Consider the following 20,180-nt stretch of genomic DNA (forward strand, 5'->3'; position numbering starts at 1 on the left):
TGCTTGACGGCCTTGTCCATGATGTCGTGCTCCAGGACGCCCACGCAGGTCTTGGTGTCCGGCTTGACCACGGGCAGGGCTTTAAGGCCGTAGCGGGTCATGATCTCGGCGGCCTGGGCGATGCGTTCGTTGGCGGCCACGCTGATGGCCGGTCGGCTCATGAGCTGGCGGATGCGTATCTGGGGATTGATCTGGGAATAGAGCAGGGCGAAGAGCTCCTCCTTGACCTGGGTCATGGTCTTGTTCTTGATTGCGGCCGAGGCCGCGTAGGCGTGTCCGCCGCCGCCAAGGGAGGCGCAGATGCGGCCCACGTCCACGTCGGGGCTGCGGGAGCGGGCCACCAGATGCACCCGGTCGTTCATCATGCCCAGGGCGAAGAGCACCCGGATGTTCTCCATGTCCAGAAACTTGTGGACCAAAAGCGCAAAGTCCCCCACGTAGCGTTCGCAAAACGCCTCGGCCACCACGACCTCCACGCCGTTGATGTCGTGGGTGGCGGCGGATTCGATGAGCCCGCTCATGATGGTGATTTGTTCGCTGCTCAGTTCCCGGGTCATGAGGTCGGCGATGACGTTGACGTCCATGCCCGAGGCCCGCAGCCAGGCGGCGGCCGCCAGGTCGTGCTCGGTGGTGGAGCTGAAGGTGAACGAGCCCGTGTCCTCATAGATGCCAAGGCCCATGATGGTGGCTTCGTCAGGGGTTACGGCCAGGCCCCGGTCGCGGATCTCCTTGACCAGGATGCCCGCCGTGGAGCCCCAGGGTTTGATCAGGGAGACGGCCGGGGCCACGTCGTCGTCGGAGTCGGGGTGGTGGTCGTAGCAGTGGATGACGAGGTCCGGCTTGTCGAAAAGCGGGGCCACATGGGGCACGCGGTTTTTTTGGCGGGTGTCCACCATGACCAGGGTGGTCACGTGGCTTGGGTCGATATCCTTGAAATTTTTGAAATTATAAAGGTACGTTGCGCTTTGGATGAAAAAGTGGCGCAGGTTTTTTTCCTGGCTGCCGGGAAAAATGAGCGTCGCGCCGGGATAGAGCTTACCGGCGGCCACGATGGCCGCCAGGCAGTCGAAGTCGGCGTTGGTGTGGCCGGTGATGACGATGGTGGGCGCCGGGATGTCCTGGGGCATGTTTTTTTCGGGAGTGGCGTTCATTTTTTTCCGCCCAGCCGGGAGCGTGGATGGTAGGCCTCATGGACCGCCAGCAGCCGCTTGGACTGGACATGGGTATAGATTTCCGTGGCGCTGATGTCCGCGTGGCCAAGCAGGATCTGCACGGTGCGCAGGTCCGCGCCGCCTTCGAGCAGGTGGGTGGCGAAGGAATGGCGCAGGCTGTGGGGGCTGATGTCCTTGGTGATGCCCGCCTGGAGGGCGTAACGTTTGATGAGCTTCCAGACCCCCTGGCGGGTCAGGCCCTTGCCCGAGCGGTTGAGGAAGAAAAAGTGCTCCACGGGCTTGAAGGCTCCGCGCACGCTTTGCAGGTAGCGGATGCAGATGTCCTGGGCCAGATAGTGGATGGGCACCAGGCGTTCCTTGGAGCCCTTGCCGAAGATTTTTAAAAGCCCGGTCTGGGCGTCGAAATCAAGCGGCGTCAGGGTCACCAGTTCCGAAACCCGCAGCCCGGCGGCATAGAGCAGCTCCAGCATGGCCTTGTCCCGAAATCCCAGGGGGGTGTCCACGTCCGGCGCGGCCAAAAGCCCCGCGACCTCGTCCGTGGTCAGAACGTCGGGCAGCAGGCGCGGCAGTTTGGGGCTCTCCACCAGGGCGGCCGGGCTTTCGGCAAGCAGGCCCTCGTCCACGGCGAAGGCGAAGAATCCGCGCAGGGCCGAGAGGCGCCGGGCCATGGACCGGCTGGACAGGCCGCGTTGCCGCAGATGCAGCAGATAGAGAAAGATCGTCTCGTCGGTGACGGCCTCGATGTCGCCGCCGCGTTCGGTCAGAAACCGCTGGAAAACGTCCAGGTCCAGGGAATAGGCGGACAGGCTGTTTTCGGAAAGGCCCTTCACGATCAGGAGATGCTCCAGGTAGCGGTCCACCATGGGATGGACGACGGGGGCCTGCGCATGGTGCGGCGGGGGAGGGCCGTGCGGCCCGGGCCGCCTTTTCATTGACACGGGACGCCACCTCTTTTTATGAACCCACACCGCGCCGCTGGCTTTCGTTTGGTTCCACAGGCGGCCGCGACATCCCGCTGGAAAGGAGCAACCGCATGACCCAGTTTCGACTCGCCGACCGCGTGGCCAAACTTCCCCCATATCTCTTTGCTGAAATCGACCGGCTCAAGGCGGAGGTGAAAAGCCAGGGCATGGACATCATCTCCCTGGGCATCGGCGATCCGGACCTGCCCACCCCGGATTTCATCATCGAGGCCCTGCACGCCTCGGCCAAAAAGCCGGAAAACCATCAATACCCCTCGTATACGGGTCTTCTGTCCTTCCGCAAGGCCGTGGCCGACTGGTACAAGACCCGTTTCGGCGTGGACCTGGACCCGGACAACGAGGTGGTCAGCCTCATCGGGTCCAAGGAGGGCATCGCCCATTTTCCCCTGGCCTTCATCAATCCCGGGGATCTGGCGCTTATCGCCTCGCCCAACTATCCGGTCTATCCGGTGGCCACGGGATTCGCCGGGGGGGAGTCGCTGACGTTGCCCCTGACCCCGGACAACGACTTTCTGCCGGACCTGGACGCCGTCTCCGACGCGCAGTGGGACCGGGCCAAGATCATCTTCGTCAACTATCCCAATAACCCCACCGGGGCCACGGCTCCCCGCGAGTTCTACGAGAAGCTGGTGAAAAAGGCCAGGGACACCGGGACCATCCTGGTGTCCGACGCGGCCTACACCGAGATGTACTTCGACGACGCCAAAAAGCCCCTGTCCATCTTCGAGATTCCCGGGGCCAAGGACGTGGCCATCGAGTTCCACAGCCTGTCCAAGACCTACAACATGACCGGCTGGCGCATCGGCATGGCCGTGGGCAATGAAAGTCTGGTCAAAGGCCTGGGGAAAATCAAGGAAAACGTGGACTCGGGCATTTTCCAGGCCGTGCAGGAGGCCGGGGTGGCGGCTCTGACCCAGGGCGAACCGTACGCCGCCTCGTTTCGGGCCATCTATAAAAAACGCCGGGACATCGCCGTTCCCGCCCTGCGCAAGATGGGGCTTGACTGCCGCACGCCCGACGCCTCCTTCTATCTGTGGTGCCGCGTCCCGGCGGGCGAAACCTCGGCCGGATTCGTGTCCCGGGTGCTCAAAAACACCGGCGTGGTGGTCACCCCGGGCAACGGTTTCGGCGCGCCCGGCGAGGGCTTTTTCCGCATCGCCCTGACGGTGGGCATAGAGCGCCTTGAGGAGGCCCTGTCACGGATCGCCAGCCTGTAACCGCCTACGTGGGGCTGGGGGCCAACCAGGGCGACGCCCGGGCGGCCCTGGGCGAGGCCCTTCGCCGACTGGGGGAGCTGCCCGGCCTGCGTGTCGCGGCGGTTTCCCCGTGCTATGTCACCGAGCCCCAGGACAGGGCCGACCAGCCCTGGTTCCACAACCGGGCGGCGGCCCTGGAGCTTGGTCCCGCCTGGACCCCGGAATCGCTTCTTTGCGCGCTAAAGGACGTGGAGGCGGCCATGGGCCGCCCCCCGGAAGGCGTCCGGGAGCGGTTCGGTCCCCGGCCCATTGATCTGGACCTACTGCTTTTCGGGACTATGCTTCGCGACACGGACGTCTTGACCCTGCCCCATCCGCGCATGCGCCAACGGGCCTTCGTGCTGGTTCCCCTTGGCGACATCGCCCCGGCCCTGGTCTTTCCGGACGGGGAGGGGATCGGCGCGGCGCTTGCGAAAATCCCTTTCAAAATCGAGGGCAATAGCATATTCCAGGGTCCGTGAGAGGTCTTTTTTCGAAACGAAAAGGAAGGTATTATGTATAGATGGCTCATCCTCATCCTGGCCGGGTTTATTCTGTGGAAGCTTTTTACCGGGGACAAGAAGCGCAAGAAAGCCCAGGAAAAAGAGGACAAGGAAAGCCTGCTGGTCACCGGAGAGATGGTCAAGGATCCCATGTGCGGGGCCTTTGTGTCCAAGGACGGAGACATCCGGGTGCGTGAGGGCGACAAGGTGCATTACTTTTGCAGCTATGAATGCCGGGAGAAATACGTAAAGATGCTGCAGGGCGACACGGCGGCCGCCGGGTCCGAGCCCGGAGACGCCAAAAAGGACGCCTCGTGACACGGGGTGGACATATTTCTCCGGCATACGCCGTACGGCTGCCCGTGGCCTAGGCCGATCCCTGTTCACGGGCCGGAAACGATGCGGCGTCCGCGCCACATGCCGGGATGCCGCGCCGGAACACCGGCCGAAGCCGTATCGGCGCCTCCCCGGACATCCTTCTGACGCGCCCCCCAAACCGGGCAAGGACATGCCATGAAATTTTTTCTCGATACCGCCAACCTGGACGAGATCCGCCAGGCCCGGGCCTACGGGCTCATCGACGGCGTGACCACCAATCCGACGCTTTTTTCCCGGGAATCCGGGGAGTGGCGGTCCCTGGCCGAAAAAATCTGCCGGGAGACCCCCGGTCCCGTGAGCCTGGAGGTCATCGGGCAGACTGCGGCCGAGATGATCGCCGAGGCCAACGAACTGGTGAAGATCGGTCCCAACGTGGTGGTCAAGATCCCCATGACCCTTGAGGGCCTGGCGGCGGTGAAGGAACTGACCGCCCAGGCCATCGACACCAACGTGACCCTGGTCTTCCACCCCCTTCAGGCGCTTTTGGCGGCCAAGGCCGGGGCTACGTACGTCAGCCCCTTCGTGGGCCGTCTGGACGCCCTGTCGCAAAACGGCATGGAGGTGGTGGAGCAGATCGTGGCCATCTTCAAAAATTACGATTTCGGCGCCCAGGTGCTGGTGGCCAGCGTGCGGCATCCCCTGCATGTGCTGGAGGCCGCCCTGTGCGGCGCGGACGTGGCCACCATTCCCTTTGCGGTCATCCGGGAGCTGTCGCGGCATCCCCTGACGGACAAGGGGCTTGAGACGTTCATGAAGGACTGGGAAAAGGTCCAGAAGTAGCCGCCTTTCCCGCGACCAGGGCGGCCCTTCCCGTCCGGGCCGCGGCAGGCATGACGTCGGCCGGGGCCCAGGCTTGACCAGCCCGCCATGGCGACCTATACTTTCCCCACTGACGCTGTTGTCATGACGTACGCATGTTCCACGGGCCAATCCGGAGCCGGCCCTGGAGTCTCCACCCGGCTGACCGGATTCGCCACGACCATGCATTCCACCACGCCATCCCAGGGAGCCGCTGCCGGATGAATCCCGTCGTCCCCCTTCTTTTGTCCCTCCAGATCGTTTTTTGCGGGGACAGCCTCACCAGGGGCTTTGACTACTACAAAATCTTCGATGGCCAGGAGCGCGTCTACGTCCAGGGCATCGACAGCTCCACCAGCGCCGACGTGCTCGGGCGCATCGAGCCCATCGCCCAGCGCAAACCCCAGAAGATGTTCCTCATGATCGGGGTCAACGAGATCGGGGCCGGGCAGCGCATCGTGGAGAACTACGAGAAGATGATCCGGCGCGTTCAGGAAGTATCCCCCTACACCAAGATCTATGTGCAGAGCATCCTGCCCACCCGGGTGGCCCGCATCAACAACGACGACATCGTGGCCGTCAACCGGAAGTTGGCGGATATGTGTAAAAAATTCAACTCGTTCGTGAGATATCTGGATCTTTATCCGGCATTTGTGGCCGACGACGGCAAGCTCGGCCCCAACTTCACCGAAGACGGCATCCACCTCACCCGGAACGCCTACTCCCTGTGGAAAAAACTCATCGTCAACCAGTTGTGAGGCCCCCCCGGAGTCGCGGCCCAAGGCCATGAACTCCCGGCCCTTTCACTTCCAGCCCACGGATTTTCCCGCCTCCCCGGGCGTCTACCTCATGAAGGGGGCGCAGGGGAAAATCCTCTATGTGGGCAAGGCCAAAAGCCTGCGCTCCAGGCTTTCCTCCTATTTCCGGGCCGATACCGGCCACACCCCCAAGACCAAGGCCCTGGTGGCCCGCATCGCGGCGGTGGACGTGCTTTTGACGGCCACGGAGAAAGAGGCCCTTCTGCTCGAATCGAGCCTGATCAAAAAGCACCGGCCGCGCTACAACTTGGTTTTAAAGGACGACAAGCAGTACATCCTTTTCAAGCTCGACAAAAACGCCGCCTATCCGCGCCTGACGTTCACCCGCAAGGTGGAGCGCGACGGGAGCGCCTATTTCGGTCCCTTCACCTCGGCCGCCGCCGCCCGGCGCACCTGGAAGGAGATCGGCCGGGCCTTCCCCCTGCGCAAGTGCTCCGACAAGGCCTTGGCCAACCGGATCAGGCCGTGCCTTTTCCAGCACATCGGCCAGTGTCTGGCCCCGTGCGTCAACGAGGTGCCCCGGGACGAATACATGGAGCTGGTGCGCCGGGTGGAGGCCTTCTTGTCCGGCCGTTCGGGCGAGCTTTTGCGCGGGCTGGAGCGGGAGATGCTGGCGGCCTCGGAGAATCTGGATTTCGAGCGGGCGGCCAAGCTGCGCGACCTCGTCCGGGCGGTGAAAAAGACCGTGGAAGGGCAGGCGGCGGTATTGCCGGACCCGGTGGATCTGGACGTGCTGGGTCTGTCCGCCGGGCCGGGACGGAGCCCGAAACCCGGCGAGGGTGATCCCGACGCCTTGGAGGACGTCCCCCGGGGACTGGGGGCCAGCATCCTTTTCGTGCGCCAGGGGCGGCTTTTGGACAAGCGGGATTTCTACTGGCCGAACCTGGACCCGGCCGATGCGGCCGAGGCCGTGCGGGGCGTTTTGGGACAGTTTTACCGTGCCGAGAGCTATGTGCCGCCGCGCATCCTTTTGCCCGAGGCGGCCGTATCCGCGCCTGCCATGCCCGGCGAGGACGGCGACGGCGGATGGGAGCTTGCGGCCGAGACCCTGGCCGATCTGCGCGGCGCTCCGGTCAAACTGGCCGGGCCGCGCGGCAAAAACGAGCGCAAGCTCATGGAACTGGCCGAGGTCAACGCGGCCCGGGCCTTTGCCGAGCGGGGCCGGGAGGCGGATTTCGCGGCCATGTCCGCCCGGCTGGCCAAGGCCCTGCATCTGGCGGAATCCCCCCGGCGCATCGAGACCGTGGACGTCTCCCATCTGGGCGGCGCGGATGTCCGGGTGGGGTGCGTGGTCTTCGAGGACGGCCGACCCAAGAAATCCGATTACCGCCTCTACGCCTTTCCGGAGCTTCAGGGCGCCTCGGACGACTATCTCTCCCTGGCCAGTTTTGTGCCCAGGCGTCTGGCCTCGGGCCCCCCGTTTCCCGATCTCTTGCTCATCGACGGCGGCAAGGGCCAGATCCGGGCCGTGGAACGGGCCATGCAGGAAGCCGGACAGGCCGGTCTTTTCCCCCTGGCCTCCATCGTCAAGTCCGGCCGCAGTGCGGCGGACATGGAAGACCGGGTGTTTTTGCCGGGACGCAAAAATCCCGTGAACCTGGCCCCGGGCAGCCAGGAGTTGCTGTTTCTGCAACGCCTGCGCGATGCGGCCCATGCCTTCTGTCTGGGCGGGCAACGGCGGGCGCGCAAAAAGACGGCCCTGAAAAGCGAGGTGGCAAGCCTGCCCGGGGTCGGCCCAAAGACCGCGAAGCTGTTGTTTACGCATTTCGGGACGGTGGAGGCCATGCGCCGGGCCAGCCTGGAAGACCTGGCGGCGCTCCCCGGTTTCGGGATCACCAAGGCCAGGAAGGTCAGCGATCTGTTGTCGGGATTGGGGGCGCCGGACGACCCTGCGGAGGCGTTTGGGGATGTCCCAGGCCCTCAGGCGGCGGGCGTCAGGCGCAGTTCGTAAAACAGGGCCCCCGGGATGGGATTTGGGCAGTAGGCCGGGATGGGGGAAAATCCCAGGCTTTGGTACAGGCCGTTGGCCTGGGCCATGGTGACGATGGTGTCCAGGCGCATGCGGGCATAGTCCATGTCTTTGGCCCGGGCGATGACCGTTTCCGCCAGCCGTCTTCCCAATCCCTGGCCCCGGAACCAGGGCCGCACATAGAGTCGTTTCATCTCGCACACCCCGCAGCCCAGATCGCGCAGGGCCACGCAGCCCCCGAAGCGCACCGGGCCGTCCCCGGCCTCGGCCACCAGCAGGCATCCGCCGGGCGGGGCGTAGCGCCCCGGCAGCCCGGCCAGTTCCGCCTCGAAGTCCTGGAACTCCAGCCCGAACCCCAACGCGGCGGCGTATTCCCGGAAAAGCTCCCGGACCACGTCCAGGCTCGATCCGGGATCGGCGTCCCGGATGCGCAGGCGCGTCTCCATGCCGGACCTCAGAGAATGACGTGGCGCTTGATGAAGGCCACCACCTCTTCAGGCGTATCGTAGACGCGGAACATGTCCAGGTCTTCTTCGCCCAGGAATTTGCGGGTGATGACCTCTTTTTTGAGCCAGTCCACGAGCCCGCCCCAGTAGTCCGAGCCCATGAGGATGATGGGGAAGGGCTTGATGCGGTGGGTCTGGATGAGCACCAACGCCTCGAAGAGTTCATCCAGGGTGCCGAAGCCGCCGGGCATGGCCACATAGGCCATGGCGTATTTCACGAACATCACCTTGCGCACGAAAAAGTAGCGGAAGTCGCAGCGCAGGTTGAGGTACTGGTTGTATTTTTGTTCGAAGGGCAGGTGGATGTGCAGGCCCACGGAGGCGCCTCCGGCTGCGGCCGCCCCCTTGTTGGCGGCCTCCATGAGTCCCGGGCCGCCGCCGGTGATGACCGTGTATCCGGTCTTGGCCAGAAGCCCGGCCAGCTTTTCCGTCAGTTGGTACAGGGGCTCGTCGGGGGTCATGCGGGCCGAGCCGAAGATGGACACGGCCGGGCCGATGTCGCTTAAGGAATCGAAGCCGTCCACGAGTTCGGCCATGATTTTAAAGAGCCGCCAGGACTCCTTCATGGACAGGTCGTCGATGAGATACTGCCGGGAACCGTTCATGCCTTCTCCTTGTCGGGGGGGGGGCGGCGCGGCGTCGCGACGGCGGCTTTTCATTTCAAGCCGCCTGGGATAAAAGAGAATCGCCAGGGCCGAGCGCCCGCGCATAGTGCCTGTATTGCGGATGCATTTCAAGTCGCCGGGCGGGGCGCCCGGCGGCCCAAAGGAGCAGGAATGAAAATCAGATTCTTGGGAGCGGCCGGAACCGTCACCGGTTCCTGCCACGCCCTTGAGGCGGCGGGAAGCCGTTTCGCCATCGACTGCGGCCTGCATCAGGGCAACGAGGCCATCGAGCGGCGCAACCTGGACACCTCCGTCTACCATCCCGGGGAGATGGATTTTTTCATCATCACCCACGCCCATATGGACCATTCCGGGCTCTTGCCGCGCATGGTCAAGACCGGGTTTTCCGGCCCCATCTACGTCACCCCTCCCACCCGCGACCTGCTGGAGATCATGCTGGCCGACAGCGCCCACATCCAGGAATCCGAGGCCGAGTGGAAAAACCGCACAAGCCGCCGCCGGGGCGGCAAACGGGCCGAACCCCTGTACACCATGGCCGACGCCCGGGCCGTGATGCCGCTTTTGAAACCCGTGCCCTACGGCCAGGATTTTTCCCCGGCCAAGGGGATAACGGCCCGGTTCAGCGACGCCGGGCACATCCTCGGGTCGGCCTTCGTGGAGTTGTGGATCAAGGAAAACGGCACGGAGACCAAGCTGGTCTTTTCCGGGGATCTGGGACGCCCCAACCAGCTTCTGGTCAACGATCCGAGCACCGTGGCCCATGCCGACTACCTGTTTGTGGAGGGCACCTACGGCGACCGCAACCATAAAAACGAGACCCAGAGCCGGGCCGAGTTGGCCGAGGCCATCGCCCGCAGCTACGGCCTGCGGGAAAAGGTCATCATCCCGGCCTTCGCCGTGGAGCGCACCCAGGAGATCATTTTTTGCCTGCACCTCCTGCGCAAGGAGGGAAAGCTTCCCGAGGACATGCCGGTTTTCGTGGACAGCCCCCTGGCCATCAAGGCCACGGAGGTTTTTCGCCGCCATCCCGAATATATGGATGAGCAGACCCGGGCCTATCTCGACCAGGGGGAAGATCCCCTGGCCCTGCCCAATCTGCGTTTCACCCAGAGCACGGACCAATCCCGGGCCATCAACGATCTGGACGGTCCGGCCGTGGTCATCTCCGCCAGCGGCATGTGCAACGCCGGACGCATCAAGCACCACCTGCGCCACAACCTGTGGCGGCCCGGGGCCAGCATCGTGTTTGTGGGCTATCAGGCCATGGGGACGCCTGGGCGGCGCATCGTGGACGGCGCGCCGTTTATCCGCATCCTGGGCGAGGAGGTGGCCGTGGCCGCCAAAATCTATACCATCGGCGGCTTTTCCTCGCACGCCGGGCAAAGCCAGATCATGGAATGGCTCGACCACTTAAAAGACGGAACCAGGGAGATCTTTTTGATCCACGGCGAGCTCAAGGCCCTGACCACCCTGGCCGGGCTCATTCGGGAAAAATACAAGGTTTCCGTGCGGGTTCCCGACTATCTGGAGGAATATACCCTGCAGCCCGGGGCGGAACCCAAGGTCGCCGCCGATCCGGAAAAGGCCTGGCCGCGCATCGATTGGCCGTATCTGCTTGCGGACACGGAGGGCAAATTCGCGCTTTTGCGCCAACGCCTGGACGATCTTTCGGCCAAGCCCTGGACGGACCAGACCGATCTGCGGCAGCGGCTTTTGGAGGTGAACAGGGATCTGACGGAGCTTCTGTCGGAGATATGAGGGGTTCCCCGATGCCGGGACCGCGCGGCCCGGCGGCGTTTCGATCCTGGTCCGGGGCCGTTACTTGAGGCGGTAGGTGATGCGTCCCCGGGTGAGGTCGTAGGGCGACAGTTCGCACTTGACCCGGTCGCCGGGCAGGATGCGGATATAGAACTTGCGCATTTTCCCGGAGATGTGGGCCAAAACCCCGTGGCCGTTTTCCAGTTTTACGCGGAACATGGCGTTTGGCAGCGCCTCTTCGACGATGCCGTCGACTTCAATCGCATCTTCCTTGGGCATATGTTCTCCCTCTGCGTTGTGTCTGAAAGGCCTCTTTGGCGCACAAGGGCGCAACGCATCCCATCCTTTTGGACCAGAGGCGTCAGGCTCAAACGCGGCATTGTATCCATTTGGCGCAGAAAAGCAAGGGATGCCTGACGGCATGGCCGGGCGCGGCAGGCTTCCCCGGGCTGCCGCCACCCGGAACGGCCACGGGGGGCCTGTCGGCCGGGCCGACCGTTCAGCCGGTCCCGGGGACACGGCAGGTGAAGCATGCCCGGGCTCAGACGGCCGCGTCCCGAGATTCCCCGGTGTCGGCGTCGTCGCCCGGGGCGGCGGCTCCCGCCGCCAGGAGGACGGCCACGGCCCCGCCATCCGGATGATTCTCCACCCGTATCTCTCCGCCCAGGGCGGCCATGATGCGTCTGGCCCGGCACAGGCCCATGCCCACCCCCACGGCCTTGGTGGTGAAAAACGGATCGAAAAGAAAGGGCAGGATGTCCGCTGCGATGCCCGGCCCCTGGTCCCGGACGGTGATGGCCGCATGGTCGGCGCGGCCGTCGGCCGCAGGGTGCGGCGAAAGCGACACATCCACCCGGCCGCCGCTTTGCGAGGCCTCGGCCGCGTTGGTCAGGATCTCGTCCAGGGCTTGTCCCAGAAGCGAGCCGTCCAGGCACAGGCGGCCATCGTCCCCATGCAGGCTCCAGACGGCGGACAGCCCGCGTTTTTCGGTCGCGGCCCGGACATGGGCCAGCCTGGACTGGACCAGATCCCGCAGAGAGAAGCAGGACGTCTGGGGGGACAGGGGCAGGGTGGCCTCGCCCACGGCGGCCACGATGGCCTCAAGCCGCTTGGATTCCTCCAGAACCGCCTGGAGAAAGGGGCGCGCCGGGTCGCCCGGAGGGCTTTTTTTGAGCAAAAGGCCCGTCAGCCCGCCGATGGACATGGCGGGGTTGCGCAACTGGTGGGCCACGGCCGAGGACAGGGCCCGCAGGCTCTCCACCCGCTCCCGTTCCACGCGGTATTTTTCGCCCAGGATGCGTCGTTCCCGTTCGTGCAGGGTGATGATCTCGGTCACGTCCGTGATCTGGAGCATCACCCCGAATATTTTGTCGTTCTCCACAAGATGGGAGAAGGTCAGGGACAGGTGCAGGGGCGTCCCGGCCAAGGTCCGGTACTGCAGACGAAGCGGGCCGCCGGGTGGGTCGCGCCGCAGGGCCGCGCGCAGATAGCGGCGCAGGGCCATGGGATCGTCCGTCCGGCGGAAGACGTCCGACCCCACGGCCGGATCGGAGATGAGCTCTTCCCGGGAGTGGCCGAGCAGGGTCGCGGCGGCCGTGTTGGCGGCATAGACGCGTCCCCGGGCGTTCAAGATGACCACGCCCAGGGCGAAGCTGTCCAGAAGGTCATGAAAATAGCCGGATTGGGCGAAAACGAGCATGCCGTGGTCCTCGATGCCGGAATGGGCCGGTCTTGGTTGAGACTGGCCGTCAGTTTCCGATAGACAGGTTACGGCCGGGTGACGAATCGCAGGGGAGACGGCAGCAGGGGAGACGGCCTCTTGATGCCCGGACATGTTCAGGATAGGATATGAAAAAAAATGGAGAACCGAGTGTTCACGCAGACCCAGATTGAAAAATACGCCGACGTGCTCATGTGGGGCCTGGATACGTCCCGGTCCTCGGGATTTCACGCCGGCGACGTGATTTTATTGCAGTACGACCTGGCCGCCGTGACCCTGGCCGAGGCCCTGTTCGCCAGGATCATGGACCGGGGGATGCATCCCGTGGCCCGCATGATCCCGACCTTCCGCATGGAGCACGCCTTCTACGCCAAGGCCGACGAGGGCCAGTTGGTCTTCCAGGTTCCCGGACAGGCCACGCTCAACGAGAACCTAAACGGGGCCATCCATGTCCTGGCCCCGGAATCCCTGACCCACTTAAGCGACATCGACCCCAAGCGCATCGCCAAGGCCGCCGTGGCCCGCAAACCCCTGCGCGACATCCTGGTGGGCCGCGAGGAGGCCGGGGATTTCGGCTGGACGCTGTGCATGCATCCCACTCCGGAACTGGCGGCCAAGGCCGGGCTGTCCGTCAAGCAGTACGCCGACCAGATCAAGAAGGCCTGCTTCCTGAAAGAGGCCGATCCGGTGGGCAAATGGAAAACCCTGTACGCCGAGGCCGCCGAGATCAAGGCCTGGCTCAATTCCATAAAGCCTGCCCACTACCATGTGGAGTCGGAGCATGTGGACTTGAAGGTCACCCCGGGGGACAAGCGGCGCTGGATAGGCATTTCCGGCCACAACATCCCCAGCTTCGAGCTTTTTCTGTCCCCGGACTGGCGCGGCGTACAGGGGGTCTATTATGCCGACCAGCCGTCGTATCGCAGCGGCAACTACGTGCGCGGGGTGCGCCTGGAATTCCGGGACGGCGAGGCCGTTTCCTCCCAGGCCGAGGAAGGGGCGGCCTTCGTGGCCAAGCAACTGGCCATGGACAAGGGGGCCTGCCGCATTGGGGAGTTCTCCCTGACCGACAAGCGGTTTTCCAAAATCGACACCTTCATGGCCAACACCCTTTTCGATGAGAATTTCGGCGGCGCGTGGGGAAACTGCCACATCGCCGTGGGAAGCTCCTATTCCGACACCTACGACGGGGACCCGGCGGAATTGACGGCCGAGCGGAAGGCGGAACTGGGGTTTAACGACTCGGCCTTGCACTGGGATCTGGTCAATACGGAGAAAAAACGGGTTCGGGCCGTCATGCCGGACGGATCGGCCGTTACCGTCTATGAGGACGGAATCTTCAAAAATTAGGAACGCCCCGGGGAAATCCGGGGCGTCGCCATGACCCGGGCGCAGCGATGGCCCGGAGCACAGGAGGTCCACGATGATGCGCGCGGCGACGGGCTTTTTGGCGGCGATGCTGTTTTTCCTGGTCGGTGCGGCGGCCCATGCCGCAGACCCAGGGATCGTCGGATGGGAGAAGGGCGGCGTCTACGACAAGCTTTTTGACGTCAGCGAGTCCGATTCGTTCAAAGGCAAGGTTCTGGAGATTCAGGAAATCGTGCCCATGCCAGGCATGGCCCCGGGGATCGGCCTGGTCATTGAGGACAAAAAGGACAAGCGCCAGGAGACCGTGCATCTGGGACCGAAGTCCGCCGTGGATTTGTCCGTGATCGGGCTCAAGGAAGGGGACATGGTCAAGGTAGTCGGGGCCTGGGCCGAGGTGGACGGCAAAGACGTCATCCTGGCCATCAAGATCAAGAAGGCCGAGGACGTGGAACTCAAGGTGCGCCGCACCAAGGACGGGTTTCCGTTCTGGAGCATGACCCCGGAAGAGGTTGCCCATGAGCGTTCCGGGCAGTGAATTTTCGGGCTGCCAAGCATTGCCAGGGATCATGAAACGAGCTAAGAATATGTGAGTTGAGGCTTCGGGGCCAGTTTGCATGAACGGCGCACGCGCCGGTAATCCGGAGAAGGGGACACCCCATGGATGAAACCCAGAAGAAGCAGGACGCCGAACTGATGCAGCTTGTGACGTTTAGCATCGGTGAGGAAGAATTCGGAGTGGATATCCTGAAGGTTCAGGAGATCATCCGGATGATGGAGATTACCAAGGTGCCGCGCGCTCCGGATTTTGTGGAAGGGGTCATCAACCTTCGCGGCAAGGTCATTCCCATCATCGACCTGCGGAAGCGTTTCGGCCTGAGCACCAGGGAGCACGACAAGCACACCCGGATCATCGTTATTGAGATCAACAACATGATTGTGGGATTCGTGGTGGATTCCGTGTCCGAGGTGCTGCGTATACCCTCCAACACGGTCGAGCCGCCGCCACCCGTGGTTTCCGGCCTCGAATCGGAATACATCAGCGGCGTGGGCAAACTGGAAGACCGCCTGCTGATCCTGCTTGATCTGGACCGCCTCTTGTCCGGCGAAGAGCGCGATGTCTTGACGGGCATCTAGTTTTCGGCGTTTCGCATTGCGTCGCCAGCGCGCGCAAAATATGGCCCGGGCTCGGGGGCTTTCGTCTCCATCGAGAGTATGGCCGCCGTCGTTTTTCGCGACGGCGGCTTTTCATCTTGCTGCCCGAAGGAGTGCGGGATTTTGCAGTATCCGTCCGAGATCAAAGATTTTTTGAAGGGCCGGGGGAGTTCGCTTGGCGTGTACAAAAGCGGCCCCGGCACCCTGGCCTTTCTGGCTTGCGACATGCTGGCGTCGGGGTCTTCCGTGGTGGTCATCGTTCCCGGCGCGCCGGAATTGGCCCGGCTCAAGTCCCTTTTTTCCCTGCTGTTGTCCCCGGGGGACGATCCCCTGGCCAATGCGCCCTGGCGGGCCCTGCCGACCTATCCTCCGGCCGCCCCGTCCCTTTCGGCCTGGGCCGCGCGGAATGCCTTTCTCAATTTCGCGACCGCCACCACAAAGCCCCGTCTGTGCCTTTTCACCGTGGACAACCTGTTGCCCAAATGGCCGCCCAGGCAGGTGATCGAGGAAAGCTCCATCGAGCTTGCGGCCGGGGAGGACATGTCCCGGGAGCTCCTTTTGGAGCAGGCCGCCCTGTGGGGCTATCGCCGCCAGCCCATGGTGGAGTCGCCCGGCGAGGTGGCCGTGCGCGGCGACGTGCTGGACATCTTCGCCCCGGGCTACGCCCTGCCCCTGCGTTTCGAATTTTTCGGGGACACCATCGAATATATCCGTACCTTCGATCCCACCACCCAGCGTTCCCAGGCCGAACTGCCGCGCATGCGCCTTTTGCCCGTGGCTCCGGCCGTGCTCACCGACGCCTCGCGCGCCGCCGCCAGGGAACTGTGGGAATCCATGGCCGTGACCGGCGAATTGCGCCGGGAGGCCAAGGCGGCCCTGGAGAACAAGCTCGACTCCGGGGACGGGACCATCTGGCCCGGCCTCTTTTATGAAAAACCCTCGTCCTTGACCGATCATCTGCCCAAGGACGCCGTGTACATGCTTTTTGACGCCTCGCGCATGCGCTCCCGGTTGGAAGAGGTGGAATACGGCTGGAAGCAGTTTTTGGATGCCGAGACCGCACAGCGGGGATTCGGCTGGCCCGGGCCCCGGCTGTGTTGGCCCGGGGGCATGGCCCGCAAGATGTGGCTGGCCGGACGCCAGGTGCTCTTCGAGGATCTGGTGCTGGGGCACGGCAAACACGGCCCGGATATGCCGGAGAAGGGGCTGGAGCGGTTCTCGGATCTGTTCTGGAAGCCCGGCGAGGACAAGCGCCCGTGGTCGGCGCTCATGTCCGGCCTGCGGGACTGGGCCGTGTCCAAGCGCCAGGTGGTGCTGTCGTTTCATGGGGAACGCTCGCGCACCAAGTTTTTGAAGATGATCGAGCACGAGGGCATCTCTCTCTCCACCCAGTACCACCCCGGCAGTACGGGGCTTTTCGCCCTGGTGTCGCCGCTTCGCCAGGGCATGGAATTGACCTGGAACCGGACGCTGATCCTGTCCGAGGACGTGCTGCGCCCCGAGGGCGGGGAGGAGGCCGGGCGGGCCTCCCGGGTGCGCGGATTCAAGGGGATCGCCTCCCAGGACGAGATCGCCCCGGGGGATCTGGTGGTGCACCGCGACTACGGGCTGGCCCGTTTCGACGGGTTGACCCGGATGACCGTGGACAGCGCGGGCGGGGACTACCTGCTGCTGCATTTCGACGGCGAGGACCGCTTGTACGTGCCCGTGGACCGGATGTCGCTCATCCAGAAATTCAAGGGGCCCGACGGGATCGATCCGGCCCTGGACCGCCTGGGCGGCAACCGCTGGAAGCTCGGCCGGGAAAAGGCCAAAAAGGCCATTGAGAAGATCGCCCGGGATCTGGTGGAGATGTACGCCTTTCGCAAGGTCGCCAAGGGCTATGCCTACGGGCCGCTCAACGAACTGTACTGGGAGTTCGAGGCCGGATTCGGCTTCGAGGAGACTCCGGACCAGGAAAAGGCCATTGCCGACGTCCTTGCGGACATGGAACGGCCCGAACCCATGGACCGCCTGGTCTGCGGCGACGTGGGCTTCGGCAAGACCGAGGTGGCCCTGCGTGCGGCCTTTCGGGCCGTGCTCGACGGCAAGCAGGTGGTCATGCTGTGTCCCACCACGGTCCTGGCCGAACAGCATTTTCAGAACTTCAGCAAGCGCCTGGGGGATTTTCCGGTCAGGGTGGGAATGCTCAGTCGGTTTGTGCCGCCAAAACGTCAGAAGGTGGTGACGGAAGGGGTCAGGAGAGGGGAAATCGACATCCTGATCGGCACACATCGCCTGCTGTCGAAAGACGTGGAGGCCCCGAGCCTGGGGCTTCTCATCCTGGACGAGGAGCAGCGTTTCGGGGTCAAGCACAAGGAAAAGCTCAAGGCCCTGCGCAAAAACATCGACGTCCTGACCCTTACGGCGACCCCCATCCCCCGCACCCTGCAACTGTCGCTTTCCGGCATCCGGGGCTTAAGCGTCATCGAGACCCCGCCCCCCGAGCGCAAGGCCGTGGAGACGTTTTTGGTGGAGCGGGATTCGGATTTCCTGCGTTCCGTGGTGCGCCGCGAACTGGAACGCCAGGGGCAGGTGTTTTGGGTGCATAACCGGGTGCGCGGCCTGGAGGAGACGGCGGCCTTCGTCAGAAGACTGGTCCCCGAGGCCCGGGTGACCATGGCCCACGGCCAGATGGCCGAGGGGGCCCTGGAAAAGGCCATGCACGAATTCTGGCATGGCGAGATCGACATTTTGGTGTGTACGGCCATCATCGAATCGGGGCTGGACTTCCCCCGGGCCAACACCCTGGTGGTGGACCAGGCCCAGATGTTCGGCCTGGGCCAACTCTATCAGTTGCGCGGCCGTGTGGGGCGCTCGTCGCTTCAGGCCTATGCCTATTTCGTGGTTCCCTCCCTGGACGGCATCCCGGAGGCGGCCCGCAAAAGGCTGCGGATCATCCAGGACATGGACTATCTGGGGGCGGGCTTCCAGGTGGCCATGGAGGACTTGCGGCTGCGCGGCGCGGGCAACATCCTGGGCGAGGTGCAGTCCGGGCAGATTTCACGGATCGGGCTGGACATGTTCCTGGAGATGCTCGACGATGAGATCAAACGGCTGCGCGGGGAACCGCAAAACGAGCGCACGGACCCGGAGTTGACCATCGCCGTGTCGGCCCGTATCCCTGAAAGCTATGTGGCCGACCCCAAGGATCGCCTGCGGCTTTACAAAGCCCTATCCACGGCACACAATGAGCAGGGTTTGGCCGAGATGGCCGCTGAAATGCGCGACCGTTTCGGGGCCTTGCCCGAGGAGGTGGAGAATTTTATCTCCGTTTTGGCCCTCAAGCAGGTTTTGGCCAGGCTCCAGGTGGCCCGTGCCGAGGTGACCGCGTCCAAACTGTCCCTGTCCTGGGAAACGCGGCCGGGCGCGGTGGGGGCGGTTTCTGCCGAGAGTCTGGTGGCCTTTGTCAATACCCACGGCGCCAGGGCGCGGCTCGTGCCCCCGGCGAAACTGGAGATGCGCCTTTCCGAGGGCGGCCTTCGCGCCGGACTGGCCGAGGCGGCCCGGGAGTTGGCCGTGCTGTGCGCCGCACATCCGGACGGAACGTGAACATCATGATGTTATTTTCCCGATACCTTCTCTTCCCGGTTCTTTTTCTGGTCATGGCCCTTTTTTGGGGCTGCGACCGGAAGGCGGAACCGCCCGGGGTGGTGGCCACGGTCAACGGCCGTCCCGTGACCCTTGGGCAGCTCGAATTCAACCACGATCTGCGCAGCATGGGGCTTGTGGCCACGGAAAACCCTTCGGTGGAGCGGCTGCGCCTGGATTACGGCCGGATCATGGCCGACCTGATCATCCGCGAACTCATGCTTGCGGAGTTGCAAAAGGCCGGGGCTGCGGTCACGGACGAGGATCTGGCCCGCCTCGAGGCGGAGATCCGGGCCGACTACCCGGGAGAGCTCTTTGACCGCATGCTTTTCGAGGAGAACATCGACCCGCAAAAGTGGCGCGAGAGCCTGTTGACCCGGGTGGCTACGGACAAGTTCGCAGGCGTGATCTTAAAAGACCGGGCCAAGGTCGAGGTCCAGGAAGCCGCCGATTATTATAAGGAACATGTGGCGGATTTCCAACGACCGGCCGTGGTGACGTTTCTTTTGGTCCGCGGGCCGGACAAAAAGCGTGTAGCCGAGGCCGTGCGTGAGCGGGATTCGGGGCGGACCTTTCCCCGGGAGCCGATCCCGGACGCGGCGTCCATCCAGGAGGTGCGCCTTCCCCGGGAGTTGATCCCCGAGGCCTGGCGCGCCCTTCTGGGGAAGCTCCAGCCCGGCCAGGCCAGCCCCGTGGTTCAGGAAAAGCGGGAGGCCCTGGCCCTGGTCCTGGTGGGGGAGACCCCGGCGTTCATCCTGGACCCGGCCGCCGCCTATCCGTTGGTGGAAAGGGCCCTGGCGGAGAAAAAACGCAACGAGGCGTTTTCCGAATGGCTTGCCGAGGCCGTCGCCGCCGCCGACATCCGGGTCAGCGCGCATCTTGTGGCCAACGGCGATATGGCGGTTTCGGAAGCGCCGTCACCGGACATCCTGGAGAAGGAATTCCCCGGCGTGGGGGATGGAGAGGGCGAACATGCCGCACAGTTGGCCGATACCGGCCAGGTGTCGAAATCCTTTGCGGATCGTTTCGCCAACCGGCAGGATCAGGACGGCGTGATCCCGGCGCCGGGGGGAGATGGGCCCGCCGGGCCTTCGTCGGCTGCCTCCATGCCCCCTGCGGCGTCCCCGGCGGAAGGCGACCGGCAGGAGGCCTTCCGTGTGGTGCCCGGACGTGAAGGCCCCGGGGAGTCGACTGCGGATCTTCCCCCCACGTCCCCGGTCCCGGCGGACTCGCCTTCCGGCCAAAGCCCGGCGCAACCCGCCGCCGCAACGCCTGCCGCCGCAACGCCTGCCGCCGCAACGCCCGTCCCGGATGTTGCCGCCGTGGAGTCCCCGCAGGCCGGAACCTCCGAGCCGACGTCCGGTACACGAAAACTCTTAATACTAGCCATGTTCTCTTTCTCCCTGCTTATTAATTTTGCAAATTTGAAGTACCTTATTAGTTAAACGTATACCGTTTGAGATAATCCCTATGAGCTTGATCCAAGTTCAACTTTTTCAAAAAGTCTCCTAAAGAAATGTATTGAATATCAAAGTCCACCCCTATTGATTTAAACAGTGGAATA

18 protein-coding genes are annotated in these 20,180 nt (G+C 64.0%); 12 read left to right on the top strand and 6 right to left on the bottom strand.

The window, feature by feature from the left end; translation table 11 throughout:
* Together V3572_RS08580 and xerD are read right to left on the bottom strand one after the other, a co-directional pair.
* On the bottom strand, nucleotides 1-1,151 hold a 1,151-nt coding region (locus V3572_RS08580; protein WP_332110573.1), incomplete at its 3' end, for a DHH family phosphoesterase.
* Nucleotides 1,148-2,035, bottom strand: coding sequence for a site-specific tyrosine recombinase XerD (xerD, locus tag V3572_RS08585; RefSeq protein WP_332110590.1), 888 nt, complete (start codon nucleotides 2,033-2,035; stop codon nucleotides 1,148-1,150). The genes xerD and V3572_RS08580, both read right to left, overlap by 4 nt.
* Nucleotides 2,036-2,205: 170 nt before the next feature.
* Between xerD and V3572_RS08590 the strand changes: the two genes are divergently transcribed.
* The 6 genes from V3572_RS08590 to uvrC all read left to right on the top strand — a co-directional run bounded on the left by V3572_RS08590 (nucleotide 2,206) and on the right by uvrC (nucleotide 7,838).
* Nucleotides 2,206-3,372 (top strand): LL-diaminopimelate aminotransferase, encoded by a 1,167-nt coding sequence (locus V3572_RS08590; protein WP_332110574.1) that lies wholly within the window; start codon nucleotides 2,206-2,208, stop codon nucleotides 3,370-3,372.
* Nucleotides 3,373-3,380: 8 nt separating this feature from the next.
* Nucleotides 3,381-3,872 (top strand): 2-amino-4-hydroxy-6-hydroxymethyldihydropteridine diphosphokinase, encoded by a 492-nt coding sequence (gene folK, locus V3572_RS08595; RefSeq protein ID WP_332110575.1) that lies wholly within the window; start codon nucleotides 3,381-3,383, stop codon nucleotides 3,870-3,872.
* A 33-nt stretch (nucleotides 3,873-3,905) separates the two neighbouring features.
* Nucleotides 3,906-4,211 (top strand): transcriptional regulator, encoded by a 306-nt coding sequence (locus V3572_RS08600; RefSeq protein ID WP_332110576.1) that lies wholly within the window; start codon nucleotides 3,906-3,908, stop codon nucleotides 4,209-4,211.
* A gap of 195 nt (nucleotides 4,212-4,406) precedes the next feature.
* Nucleotides 4,407-5,051, top strand: coding sequence for a fructose-6-phosphate aldolase (gene fsa / locus V3572_RS08605; RefSeq protein WP_332110577.1), 645 nt, complete (start codon nucleotides 4,407-4,409; stop codon nucleotides 5,049-5,051).
* A gap of 239 nt (nucleotides 5,052-5,290) precedes the next feature.
* Entirely contained in the window at nucleotides 5,291-5,827 is a 537-nt protein-coding gene (locus tag V3572_RS08610; protein WP_332110578.1) for a GDSL-type esterase/lipase family protein, read from the top strand.
* A 28-nt stretch (nucleotides 5,828-5,855) separates the two neighbouring features.
* Nucleotides 5,856-7,838 carry an excinuclease ABC subunit UvrC gene (uvrC, locus tag V3572_RS08615; protein ID WP_332110579.1) on the top strand — a complete coding sequence of 661 codons (1,983 nt, stop codon included), beginning with the start codon at nucleotides 5,856-5,858 and terminating at the stop codon, nucleotides 7,836-7,838.
* On the opposite strand, the gene V3572_RS08620 is transcribed toward uvrC, so the two are convergent.
* Entirely contained in the window at nucleotides 7,808-8,302 is a 495-nt protein-coding gene (locus V3572_RS08620) for a GNAT family N-acetyltransferase (RefSeq protein WP_332110580.1), read from the bottom strand. The two genes, uvrC and V3572_RS08620, sit on opposite strands and share 31 nt — an antisense overlap.
* A gap of 8 nt (nucleotides 8,303-8,310) precedes the next feature.
* Nucleotides 8,311-8,967, bottom strand: a complete 657-nt coding sequence (locus V3572_RS08625; RefSeq protein WP_332110581.1) for a TIGR00730 family Rossman fold protein — start codon at nucleotides 8,965-8,967, stop codon at nucleotides 8,311-8,313.
* Nucleotides 8,968-9,138: 171 nt separating this feature from the next.
* Between V3572_RS08625 and V3572_RS08630 the strand changes: the two genes are divergently transcribed.
* Nucleotides 9,139-10,746 (top strand): MBL fold metallo-hydrolase, encoded by a 1,608-nt coding sequence (locus tag V3572_RS08630; protein WP_332110582.1) that lies wholly within the window; start codon nucleotides 9,139-9,141, stop codon nucleotides 10,744-10,746.
* A gap of 60 nt (nucleotides 10,747-10,806) precedes the next feature.
* Here V3572_RS08630 and infA read toward each other — a convergent pair whose 3' ends face one another.
* Entirely contained in the window at nucleotides 10,807-11,025 is a 219-nt protein-coding gene (gene infA, locus V3572_RS08635; protein WP_332110583.1) for a translation initiation factor IF-1, read from the bottom strand.
* Nucleotides 11,026-11,287: 262 nt separating this feature from the next.
* Nucleotides 11,288-12,445 carry an ATP-binding protein gene (locus V3572_RS08640; protein ID WP_332110584.1) on the bottom strand — a complete coding sequence of 386 codons (1,158 nt, stop codon included), beginning with the start codon at nucleotides 12,443-12,445 and terminating at the stop codon, nucleotides 11,288-11,290.
* Nucleotides 12,446-12,616: 171 nt separating this feature from the next.
* Between V3572_RS08640 and V3572_RS08645 the strand changes: the two genes are divergently transcribed.
* The 5 genes from V3572_RS08645 to V3572_RS08665 all read left to right on the top strand — a co-directional run bounded on the left by V3572_RS08645 (nucleotide 12,617) and on the right by V3572_RS08665 (nucleotide 20,061).
* Nucleotides 12,617-13,816, top strand: coding sequence for an aminopeptidase (locus V3572_RS08645; RefSeq protein ID WP_332110585.1), 1,200 nt, complete (start codon nucleotides 12,617-12,619; stop codon nucleotides 13,814-13,816).
* Between the two features lie 73 nt (nucleotides 13,817-13,889).
* On the top strand, nucleotides 13,890-14,369 hold the full coding sequence (locus V3572_RS08650; RefSeq protein WP_332110586.1) for a hypothetical protein: 480 nt from the start codon (nucleotides 13,890-13,892) through the stop codon (nucleotides 14,367-14,369).
* 122 nt (nucleotides 14,370-14,491) lie between these two features.
* A complete protein-coding gene (locus V3572_RS08655; protein WP_332110587.1) occupies nucleotides 14,492-14,968 on the top strand; it encodes a chemotaxis protein CheW in 477 nt (158 codons plus the stop codon).
* A 141-nt stretch (nucleotides 14,969-15,109) separates the two neighbouring features.
* Nucleotides 15,110-18,577, top strand: coding sequence for a transcription-repair coupling factor (mfd, locus tag V3572_RS08660; protein WP_332110588.1), 3,468 nt, complete (start codon nucleotides 15,110-15,112; stop codon nucleotides 18,575-18,577).
* Nucleotides 18,578-18,582: 5 nt separating this feature from the next.
* Nucleotides 18,583-20,061 carry a peptidylprolyl isomerase gene (locus V3572_RS08665; RefSeq protein WP_332110589.1) on the top strand — a complete coding sequence of 493 codons (1,479 nt, stop codon included), beginning with the start codon at nucleotides 18,583-18,585 and terminating at the stop codon, nucleotides 20,059-20,061.
* Nucleotides 20,062-20,180: the final 119 nt, after the last annotated feature.

Origin of the sequence: Desulfolutivibrio sp. (assembly GCF_036584575.1) — a bacterium.
Taxonomy (GTDB): Bacteria; Desulfobacterota; Desulfovibrionia; order Desulfovibrionales; family Desulfovibrionaceae; genus Desulfolutivibrio.